10 protein-coding genes are annotated in these 10,386 nt (G+C 68.7%); 2 read left to right on the forward strand and 8 right to left on the reverse strand.

Annotation, left to right across the window (positions count from 1 at the left end; translation table 11 throughout):
• On the forward strand, positions 1–750 hold a 750-nt coding region (locus tag VD972_RS43050; protein WP_324995521.1), incomplete at its 5' end, for a hypothetical protein.
• A gap of 49 nt (positions 751–799) precedes the next feature.
• Here VD972_RS43050 and VD972_RS43055 read toward each other — a convergent pair.
• From VD972_RS43055 to VD972_RS43080, 6 genes are all read right to left on the reverse strand, one after another.
• Positions 800–1,504 (reverse strand): ABC transporter ATP-binding protein, encoded by a 705-nt coding sequence (locus tag VD972_RS43055; protein WP_324995539.1) that lies wholly within the window; start codon positions 1,502–1,504, stop codon positions 800–802.
• 44 nt (positions 1,505–1,548) lie between these two features.
• Positions 1,549–2,478 carry an ABC transporter ATP-binding protein gene (locus tag VD972_RS43060; protein ID WP_324995523.1) on the reverse strand — a complete coding sequence of 310 codons (930 nt, stop codon included), beginning with the start codon at positions 2,476–2,478 and terminating at the stop codon, positions 1,549–1,551.
• The gene (locus tag VD972_RS43065) at positions 2,475–3,488 is read right to left on the reverse strand and encodes a branched-chain amino acid ABC transporter permease (protein WP_414654225.1); all 1,014 of its coding nucleotides are present in this window, start codon (positions 3,486–3,488) and stop codon (positions 2,475–2,477) included. Before VD972_RS43065 ends, VD972_RS43060 begins: the two co-directional genes overlap by 4 nt.
• A gap of 47 nt (positions 3,489–3,535) precedes the next feature.
• Positions 3,536–4,456 (reverse strand): branched-chain amino acid ABC transporter permease, encoded by a 921-nt coding sequence (locus VD972_RS43070; protein ID WP_324995526.1) that lies wholly within the window; start codon positions 4,454–4,456, stop codon positions 3,536–3,538.
• Positions 4,457–5,692 carry an ABC transporter substrate-binding protein gene (locus VD972_RS43075; RefSeq protein WP_324995528.1) on the reverse strand — a complete coding sequence of 412 codons (1,236 nt, stop codon included), beginning with the start codon at positions 5,690–5,692 and terminating at the stop codon, positions 4,457–4,459.
• 107 nt (positions 5,693–5,799) lie between these two features.
• The gene (locus VD972_RS43080; protein ID WP_324995530.1) at positions 5,800–6,468 is read right to left on the reverse strand and encodes a YsnF/AvaK domain-containing protein; all 669 of its coding nucleotides are present in this window, start codon (positions 6,466–6,468) and stop codon (positions 5,800–5,802) included.
• Between the two features lie 421 nt (positions 6,469–6,889).
• Between VD972_RS43080 and VD972_RS43085 the strand changes: the two genes are divergently transcribed.
• Positions 6,890–7,564 (forward strand): YsnF/AvaK domain-containing protein, encoded by a 675-nt coding sequence (locus VD972_RS43085; protein WP_324995532.1) that lies wholly within the window; start codon positions 6,890–6,892, stop codon positions 7,562–7,564.
• Positions 7,565–7,596: 32 nt separating this feature from the next.
• On the opposite strand, the gene VD972_RS43090 is transcribed toward VD972_RS43085, so the two are convergent.
• Both VD972_RS43090 and VD972_RS43095 read right to left on the reverse strand, forming a co-directional pair.
• Positions 7,597–9,096: a serine/threonine-protein kinase gene (locus VD972_RS43090; protein WP_324995534.1), complete on the reverse strand. Its 1,500-nt coding sequence runs from the start codon at positions 9,094–9,096 to the stop codon at positions 7,597–7,599.
• A 70-nt stretch (positions 9,097–9,166) separates the two neighbouring features.
• A partial coding sequence (locus VD972_RS43095) for a sensor histidine kinase (protein WP_324995537.1) occupies positions 9,167–10,386 on the reverse strand: 1,220 nt, incomplete at its 5' end.

Consider the following 10,386-nt stretch of genomic DNA (forward strand, 5'->3'; position numbering starts at 1 on the left):
TGCCTCGGACGCCTCGGCGCCGCCACCAAGGCCTCGCGCGTCCTCTACATCACCCTCAATCCCTTCACGCCCAAGTCCACCCGCATCACCGGCCTCGTGGTGGATGAGACCGGCAAGAAGCTCGAGGAGCGCCCCATCGAGCTGCCTCGAATCAAGGACCAGCCGCCGAGCGACGTCGTCCGCTTCGCCGTCTCTCAGCTCCTCGACCAGCTCGAGGTGGCCAAGGCACCGCAACAGGAGAGCCTCTCCGTGCCGCTCGCTCCCGGCTCCCCTCCCGAGCCCGAGCCCATGGCGCTCCCTTCCCCCTCCCCAGCCCCGGAGCCCACGGCCACCTCGCCGACGCCCGTCCCCCCCGTCACCTCCCTCAGGCAGGAGGCTCCTCGGGAACGCACGTGGAAGACGCCAGCCGGCATCTCGGGCATGGCTGTGGGCGGCGTCGGGCTCATCGTCTCGGGCGTCCTGATCACAATTTCCAACTCGAAGGCCAATGACTTCAACAGTGCCTTCGCTGAGGAGAATCTCCCTCCGTACAGCGACCTGCCTCGTCTGGACGCGCTCCGCGAGGACATCGAGTCTCAGCGGAGGACAGCCACCCTCGTCGCGGGCGCGAGCGCGGCGCTGGCCGTGGGCGGCGCGGTCCTCTGGCTGATGGACGGCTCCTCGTCGCCCAAAGGCTCACCCGCCCAAGCGGGCACCACCCAGATCCTCGCGGGCCCCGGCCAGGTGGGCGTGCGCGTCCTCTTGCCGTGATCTGAGCCTCGAGCAGCCAGCCGGGTCCGGCGCTGCTCCAGAGGCGCGCCTACTCGCCGAGGTACGCCTTGCGCACCTCGGGACTCTCGAGCAGCGCCCGGCCCTTGCCTGCCATCACCACCTCACCCGTCTCCAGCACGTAGCCGTAGTGGGCCATGCTCAGCGCCAGGTGCGCGTTCTGCTCCACCAGCAGGATGCTCATCCCCGTCTTGTTCACCTCGCGCAGCGTGCGGAAGATCGTCTCCGTCACCTGCGGCGCCAGGCCGAGTGAGGGCTCGTCCAGCAGCAGCAGCTGTGGCCGGCTCAGCAGCGCCCGGGCGATCGCCAGCATCTGCTGCTCACCACCCGAGAGCGTGCCCGCCATCTGCTTGCGCCGCTCCTTCAGCACGGGGAACAACCCGAAGCTCTTCTCCTGGTCCGCGGCGATCCCATCCGTGTCCCGCCGCAGGTACGCCCCCAGGTCCAGGTTCTCCTGCACCGTGAGGTTGGGGAAGATGCCTCGCCCCTCCGGCGCGTGCGCCATGCCGCGCGGCACCAGCTGGTGCGCCTTCAGCCCGGTGATGTTCTTCCCCTCGAGCGTGATGCGGCCCCCGCTCGGCTTCAGCATGCCACTCACCGCGCGCAGCGTGCTCGTCTTGCCCGCGCCGTTGGCTCCGATGAGCGCCACCACCTCGCCCTTGCCCACCGAGAGCGACACACCCCGGAGCGCCTGGATGGCCCCGTAGTGGACCTTCACGTCCTCCACCGTCAGCATCGGCGGACGGGGCTCGCGCTCTCCCAGCGTCTTCACCTCCACGCTCACGCCGCCCCTCCATGCGTCTCCAGGTAGCTGTCCCCCAGGTACGCCTCGATGACCTTCCGGTCGCTGCGCACCTGCTCGGGCGCGCCACGGGCGATCATCTCTCCATGGTCCAGCACGGTGATCTTCTCGCAGATGCCCATCACCAGCTTCATGTCGTGCTCGATGACGAGGATGCCCAGCGAGAAGTCATCCCTCAGCTTGCGGATGAGCACCATCAGGTCCGCCTTCTCGCGGGTGTTCATGCCCGCGGCGGGCTCGTCCAGCAACAGCACCTTCGGCTTCGTGCCCAGCGCGCGGGCGATCTCCAGCCGCCGCTGCTCGCCGTAGGGCAGATTGCGCGCCTCCTCGTCCCGGCGGTGCGACAGGCCCATCACCTCCAGCAGGTGCTCGGCCTCCTGGGTGATGCGGCGCTCCTCGGCCTGGAAGCGGGGCGTCAGCAGCAGGGACTTCCACCAGCCCACCAGGAGCAGGGTCCTCCAGTTGGCAACAATCGCCGCAAGGGCCCCAAGCTGCCCGATGGGCATTGCCCCCACCGCCAGCTCGTGCGCCGCCGCATCGGAGAACGCCTCGGCCCGGCACGCCACCTTCACGTTGTCCAGCGCGGTCAGGGCCCGGAAGAGGCGGATGTTCTGGAAGGTGCGCGCCAGCCCCAGGTGGTTGATCTGATGGGGCTTGAGCTTGTTCACCCTGCGCCCCACGACTCGCACCTCGCCCTGGGAGGGCTTGTACACCCCCGTCAGCACGTTGAATGCCGTCGTCTTGCCGGCGCCGTTCGGGCCGATGAGCCCCTGCAGATCCCCCTTGTGGATGGAGAGATCAAAGTCCGTCAGGGCCTTGAGGCCGCCGAACTGGATGCTGACCCCCTCCGCCCTGAGCAGCGGAGCGTCGGCCAGCTGCGGCGGCGTAGGCTCGGGCTTGGAGCTCATGCGAGCCCCTTTCTCCGCCGGGGCAGCCAGCGCGGCAGCACCTCCCAGATCTCCCTCGTCCCGAAGAGCCCCTGCGGCCGCAGCAGCATCAGCGCCACGAGCATCAGGCCGTACACCGGCATGCGGATCTGATCGACCTTCTGCGCCAGGCTGCCCTCGGCCCCCATGACGGTGAAGGCCGAGCGCAGCGCCTCCGGCAGCAGCGTGAGGAACATCGCCGCAATAATGGCGCCCGTGGTCGAGCCCAGGCCCCCCAGCACCACCATCACGACGACCTCCATCGACTTCACGAAGGTGAACGAGCCGGGGTTGATGATGGGGACGAAGTGGGCGAACAACCCGCCGGCGATGCCCGCGAAGAACGCGGAGATGACAAAGGCGCGCACCTTGTAGCCCGTGGTGTCCACGCCCATGGCCTCGGCGGCCACCTCGTCCTCGCGGATGGCCCACAGGCTGCGACCGTGGCTGGAGCCCGCCAGGCGCCGCGCCACCAGCACCACCAGGAACACCCAGAAGCCCACCATGCCCAGGCCCGCCGTCTGGGGGATGCCGGACAGGCCCAGCGCGCGCCCGAACGCGTCCGTGTTCTGCACGACGACGCGGATGATCTCCCCGAAGCCCAGCGTCACGATGGCCAGGTAGTCCCCGCGCAGCCGCAGGCTGGGCAGTCCCACCACGAAGCCGCACACCGCGGAGACCACCCCCCCCAGCAGCAAGGCCACGAGCAGGAAGACCTGGTCACTCACCGCCACCGGCAGGAAGGAGAGGGCCACCTCCTTGAGGGCCAAGGAGAGCACGCCGGCCACATAGGCCCCCACCGCCATGAAGCCCGCGTGGCCGATGGAGAACTGCCCCGTCATCCCGTTCACGATGTTGAGGCTCACCGCGAGGATGATGTTCACGCCCATGATGGACAGCAGGTACGTGGCGAAGGGCGCGGCGGCCAGCAGCTGCTCGAACAGGATCACGACGGGCAGCGCCACCAGCACCGGGAGGACGCCCCGAAGCATGGGAGGGACACCGGACGTGGACGGTGGAACGGAGGATTCCATGCGCCCTAGACCTTCTCCGCCGCGACCCGGCCGAACAGGCCGCCAGGCTTCACGAGGAGCACGAGGATCAGGATGCCGAAGGCCACCGCGTCACGCCACGTGCTCGCGGCGTAGCCCACCACGAACTCCTCCACCAGCCCCAGCAGCAGCGCGCCCACCACCGCCCCCGGCACGTGGCCGATGCCGCCAATCACGGCCGCCACGAAGGCCTTGAGCCCCACATACAGCCCCATCAGCGGGCTCACCGACGTGTCCTTGATGGCGTACAGCAGCCCCGCGCCCGCCGCCAACGCGCTGCCGATCATGAACGTCAAGGCGATGACCCGGTCCGTGGGGATGCCCATCAACGCCGCCACCCGGTGGTCATAGGACACCGCCCGCATGGCCCGCCCGAAGCGCGTCTTGAACACCAGGTACTGCAGCCCCACCATCAGCCCCACCGCGATGAGCAGCGACATCACCTGCCAGTTCCAGACGACGACGTCCCGGTCACCGATGATGAGCCACTCGGTGGGGACGATGATCTCCGGGAAGGCCCGCGGCGCCGCGCCCGGCAGGAAGCCGATGTCCAGCTGGAAGCCGTACGAGAGCGTGAAGGAGATGCCAATGGCGGTGATGAGCGACGTGAGCCGCGGCTTCTCGCGCAGCGGCCGGTAGGCGAAGCGCTCGATGAGGAAGCCCAGCAGGGCGCAGCCCCCCATGGCCACCAGGAAGATGAGCACCACTCCCAGGAAGGTCTTCTGCTCCTGCCGGCCCAGCGTGAAGGCCGTGGCGTAGCCCATGTACACGCCCACCATCATCACGTCACCGTGGGCGAAGTTGATGAGCTTGAGGACTCCGTACACCATCGTGTAGCCGAGCGCGACGAGCGCGTAGATGGTGCCGGAGGCCAGGCCGTTGATGAGGTGCTGGAGGAGCTGCGCCATTTACGGGTTGACCGTGGTGACGTACTCCGACTTGCCATCGCCGACTTTGAGGACGACCGCGGGCTTCACTGCGTTGCGCTTCTCGTCCAGGGTGATGGCGCCGGCGATGCCCGGGAAGCCCTTCGTCTGGGCGATGGCATCCCGGATGGCCTTGCCGGAGGTGTCCGGCGCCTTCTTGAGCGCATCAATGGCCACGTTCGCCGCGTCATAGGCGAGCGCCGCCAGCGCGTCCGGCACGCCGCCATAGGCCGCCTTGTAGTCCGACACGAACTTCTGGATGCGCGGATCCGGGTTGTCCGGCGAGTAGTGGTTGGAGAAGTAGCTGCCCTGGATGGCGGTGCCGCCCAGCTCGTACAGCTTCTCCGAGTCCCAGCCGTCCCCCCCCAGCAGCGGCACCTTCAGCCCCAGCTCGCGCGCCTGGCGGGCAATGACGCCCACCTCGCTGTAGTAGCCGGGCACGTAGATGGCCTCCGGCTGCGCCTTCTTGATGGCGGTCAGCTGCGCGCGGTAGTCGGTGTCGCCCTGGCTGTAGCTCTCCACGCCGGTGATCTTCCCGCCCATCTCGGTGAACTTGCGGGTGAAGACGTCCGTGAGCCCAATGGAGTAGGCGCTCTTGTTGTCCTGGAGCACCGCCACCTTGGACAGCTTCAGGTTCTCCCGGCCGAACTTCGCCATCACGAAGCCCTGGAACGGGTCGATGAAGCAGACACGGAAGATGAAGTCGCCCTTCTCCGTCACCGTCGGGTTGGTGGACGAGGGGGTGATCATCGGCACCCCGGCCGCCTGCGCCTTCTCGGCCATGGCCAGCGAGTTGGAGGAGGCCACGTCCCCGAGGATGAGAATCACGCGGTCCTGGTTGATGAGGCGGGTGACGGCCTGGGCGGCCTCCTCGGGCTTGCCCTGGTTGTCATACACGCGCACCGTGAGCTTCTTGCCCTTCACGCCGCCAGCCTCGTTGGCCTCCTTGAGCGCCAGCTCGATGCCGTTGCGGGTGGAGACGCCGAAGGTCGCCTGCCCGCCGGTGAGGCTGGTCGCCACGCCCAGCAGGAGGGTGTCGGAGGCCGCGGGCGGCGGGGGCGTCCCCTCCGGGGTAGGTGGGGCAGTGGCCGTTCCCCCCTGGCCCTGTGCGGCCTGTTTACTCGTATCCGTGTCGGATGACGCGGGCTGCGTCTTCTTCTCGCAGCCGGCTACCATGAAGGCAAGCGCGGCCAGCAGCATCGGGACAAAACGTCGCATGCGGAGTCTCCCGTCACCGGCAAAAGCTCCGGTCTTCTAGGAGAGCCCGTCATGTGGGTCAAGCTCGCAGCCATGGCGCTGGCTGGTTTTTACTCCAAGGCCGTCCTTCACGAGTGGAGCCCGTCAACCGGCCCCTCGTGGCGCACCTCGCCACGCTCCTCCACCTCTGCCGTCTCCCGGCGCACGGTGGTGCGCACGGCTTGCAGCTCCTCCAGGGCACTCTTGGACACCCGCACTTCCTGCCAGACGTGGGTGCTCCGGGTGAACTCCACCCGCTCCTCCCGGAGGGGGATGACGAAGGAGACCTCCTCGAAGGGTGCCGCCCCGCCCGGGACCGGGGCTGCCTCGACCCCCTGGGCCTGTGCCTCGTCCGTCACCGGAATGCGCTCCACCACCAGCTCCTCGCGGCGAACGGGGATGCTGAAGTGCCGCACCTCTGTCCGGACCACCTTGTGGATGCGCAGCTGTCCGACCTCCCGAATGACGGTGTGGGGGTGGGCTTCCTCGTGGGCCAGCTCGACGACAAGCTCCTGCGGCGCCCCGAAAGTCCCCAGCGGTACCACCTCCTGGCGCTCCCGCCCCCGGAGCAGGGGGCCCGGAATCATCTCGTCCCGGGTCCGCCGCAGGTGCACCTCCTCCCCGTGCACCTCGGAGATGTCCTCATAGCGGGCGATGAAGTCCCGCGGGAGCAGCAAGCCCTTCTCGACGACGAAGGTGTCCTCGCCGCGGCGTACCACCCTGCCCAGCCGCGCACCGTCCGCCGTCAGAACGACCATGCCTTCATGTACCTGCCAGCCCATGTCTCCCCCTTCCCAAGCCTGCCCCCAGCAGCACGCCTGGCAGCCCGCGACTGCTCCCACGGTCACCGGGCTGCCCACACTCCGCCTCCCACCGAGCACGGTGGGCACGCTGAGCCCTGGAAGACCGGCCAGGAACACCTCTGCCCAGCGAACATTTGGGATGGAAGCCCTCCTTGGAAAGCCCGAGACCCGAGTCCACGCCCCGCACCTCTGGGAGCAGGCAGGGAGGCACGCGCCTGTGGCGGAGAGCGAGGGCTCCACCGTGCCACCGGACGGTGATCCCTTCAGGGGTTTCCGACGGGAGAGGAGCCCCCACTTTCGGGGAGAGGCCGGAGTGGGCCGGCCACTACCTACAAGGGGAGCAGCCATGTATCAGCGCAGCGACGTGAGAGAAGGCATGACGGTCCGCAGCATCGATGGCGAGAAGCTCGGCAAGATCTTCGCGGTGCAGGAGGGGGAGTTCCTGATCGAGAAGGGGCTCTTCTTCCCGAAGGACTATGTCTGCCGCTATTCGGAGATCAGCGACATCCGCGACGGAGAGATCATCCTCCTGCATGGCAAGGAGGGCCTGCACCGCTTCTCGCTCGACGAAGAGCGCGGGGTGCTGGCGGACCAGGGCATCGGAGCAGACGTGGGCTCGGCGCCCATGGTGGGCAAGGACGAGGTGGCTGTCCCCGTCTACAAGGAGGAGCTGGACGTCATCAAGCGTGAGAAGCAGGCCGGCGAGGTCCGCGTCCACAAGGACGTCGTCGAAGAGGAGAAGGAGCTCACCGTCCCCGTGCGGCGCGAGCGCGTCCGGGTCGAGCGCCGCGACGTGAAGGATCGTCCGGCGATGCACGCCTCCTTCCAGGAGGAGACGGTGGTGGTGCCCCTGCGCGCCGAGGAGGTGGAGGTGCAGAAGCGCACGGTGGTGGACGAGGAGGTGGTCATCCGCAAGGACGCCATCGAGGAGGAGCAGCGGGTAGCGGAGACGGTGCGCCGCGAGAAGGTGGAGATCCGCAGTGATGGGGACGTGGAGGGCCCGCGCAAGCTGGACCTGGATCCGGACGATCCGACCTTCCGCCGCTCCTGAGGCTTTGTCCCCACCTCCCCTGCCAGGAGCCCTCAGCCCGAGGGCTTCATGGCGGGGCGGGCGCGGGTCTTCTCGGCCTTGGACTTCTCAGAGGCGGAGCGATCCAGGCGGGCCAGGTCGCGCAGCCGCTCCGGGAAGTTCGCGGAGACGAGCCGCGACAGCTCCGTGTCCTTCGCCGGGGCCACCACCTCCGCGAGCCGCTCCGCCATCTCCTGGGCATCCCGGAAGCGGTCCGTCGCGCGCTTGGCCAGCGCCACCTCCATCACCTCCCACAGCGGCCTGGGGATGCGCTCGGGCCGGCGCAGCTGCTCGTCGCAGATGGCGTACATGCTGGCCAGCTCATCCCCCTTGTCGAAGGCGCGCTTGCCCGTGAGCGACTCGTAGAGGATGAGCCCCATGGAGAACAGATCGCTGCGCGCGTCCAGCCGCTCACCGCGCGCCTGCTCCGGGGACATGTAGAGGGGCTTGCCCTTGACGATGCCAGGCAGCGTCACCGTGCGCTGCGCGCGCGCCTTGGCCACGCCGAAGTCCAGCACCTTCACCCGCCCGTCGAAGCCCAGCATCAGGTTGTGCGGGGACATGTCCCGGTGGACCAGGTGGAGCGGCGCCCCATCCTCGCCCTTCAGCAGGTGCGCCGCGTGCAGCCCATGGAGTCCCTGAATCACCACCGCCACCGTCAGGGGGGCGGGCAGCGGCGCCTTCAGGGTCTTCAACACCCGGTCCAGGTCCACGCCGCGCACCAGCTCCATGGCGATGTAGTAGGCGCCCTGGGTCTCGCCAATGTCGTAGACGGTGACGAGGTTCGGATGGGACAGCCGCAGGCCAATGCGGGCCTCGTCCAGGAACTGCTGCACGATGAGCGGATCCGTGGACAGGTGAGGGAGGATGCGCTTGAGCGCCACCAGCCGCCCCAGCCCCTCCGGCCCCCGGGCGCGCACCACCAGCACCTGCGCCATGCCGCCGGTGCCCAGCGGCGTCACCACCTCGTAGCGGCCAATGCGGCCGCGCATCACCGGGGTCGAGTCCTCGTCCACGGCCAGCTCATCCAGCCGCTCCAGCGCGCTGCGCCCATCCGTGAGCGCCAGGAAGCCCAGCACCGCCGAGTCGAGCTGCTCGCCGATGGCCTCCACCAGCTTCATCACCAGCTTGCCGCCGTCCTCGAAGCGCCCCTCCAGCGCGAGCCCCAGCGTGCCCAGGTCCAACCTGCCGAGCGTGAGCTTCGTGCAGAAGAGCATCCGCCCGTCCTCGAGCCGGCGTGGGCCCGTCCACTTCACTGCGTCCCGGGTGTCCACGCCCAGCTCGCCCACCACCCGCGTGAGCACTATGCCCTGCGTGCCCTTCAGGCACACGAAGCCCGCCTTGCCATGCACCATCCGCGCACACTGCGTGAGGAACACGTCCAGCCCGGTGTCGAGGTCCAGCCCCCGCTCGAAGCAGTCCTCGAGGATGTCGTCCGCGATCCGCTGGACGGACGTCAGGCCCCGCAGGAACGCGACCTCAGCCTCGATTGACGGGAACTCCACGGGACGCATTGAACACCGGAACATCCGTCCCGGGAAGCCCCCGCTGGAGTTGTCTCCTCGGTCCCTCCTGGGAGGTCCTCTAGGACAGGGGGAGCTCCAGGGTGGCCACGGCGCCCTTGCCCGGCCCCTCGCTCTCCAGGGTGAGGCGCCCTCCCAGCATCTGCGCCGCCAGCGCGCTCGAGTGCAGGCCAAAGCCGTGGCCGTCCTTGCGCGTGGTGAAGCCGTGCGCGAAGAGCTTCTCCCGCGACTCCTCCGGGATGCCCATCCCGTTGTCCGCCACCTGGATGCGCACCCGCTTCCCGTCCGAGGACAGCCGCACCCGCAGGCTGCGCTCCCCCTCGGGCATCGCGTCCAGCGCGTACTTCGCGTTGCTGATGAGGTTGATGAGGATCTGCAGCACCTTGTGCTTGTCCACCTTCATCCTCGGCAACGGCGCCAGCTCGCGCAGGATGGTCACCCCGTGACGCTGGAGCGCCACCATCTGGATGCGCAGGGCGTCGTCGATGAGCTGCGTCAGGTCGCACTCCTCCGCCATCAGCGAAGTCCTGGCGTACGTCTGCTGCACCTGGACGATGGCGCGGATGTGCTCGATGTGCCGCCCCATCGCATCCAGGTCCTCCAGCAGGCTCATCTGCTGGGTCATCAGCTCCTCGGCCAGCGCCGCCAGGTAGTCCGGCAGGTTCTTGCCGCGCGCGCTCGGTGCCAGGAAGCTCGCCAGGTCCCCGCGGTTCTCCACCAGCAGCGCCGTGGCCTGCTTCAACCGGCCCACGCGCGAGGCGCCCACCGCCCGCTGCATCGTCTCCAGGTTGATGACGGCGCTGGTGAGCACGTTGCCCACGTTGTGAAGCACGTTGGAGGCCACCTCGGCCATGCCCACCGCGCGCGCCGTGTCCACCAGCCGGGCCTGGGCATCCTTCAGCTCGCGCGTGCGCTCCTCCACCCGCTGCTCGAGCTCGTCGTTGCTCCGGCGCAGCTCCGCCCGGGCGCGCTGCACGTCCGCATACAGCTGCGCGTTCTCGATGGAGATGGCCGCCTGAGCGGCGATTTGCCCCAGCAGCGCCAGTCGCTTGGGATTGAAGGCATTGGTGGCCAGGTTGTTCTCCAGGTACAGCGCTCCGGAGAACTGCTCCTGGCGCAGCAGCGGCAGGCACAGCACCGACCGCGCCTGGCCGCGCGCCAGGTACTCGTCGGACGAGAAGGGGTGAGGCTTGGAGGCGTCGCCGATGAGCACGTGCTCACGGGTGCGCCGGACATAGGCGAGGATTGTCCAGGGGAGCTCGTGGTCCGTGCCGTCCTCCG

Origin of the sequence: Hyalangium sp. (assembly GCF_035629615.1) — a bacterium.
Classification (GTDB): Bacteria; Myxococcota; Myxococcia; order Myxococcales; family Myxococcaceae; genus Hyalangium.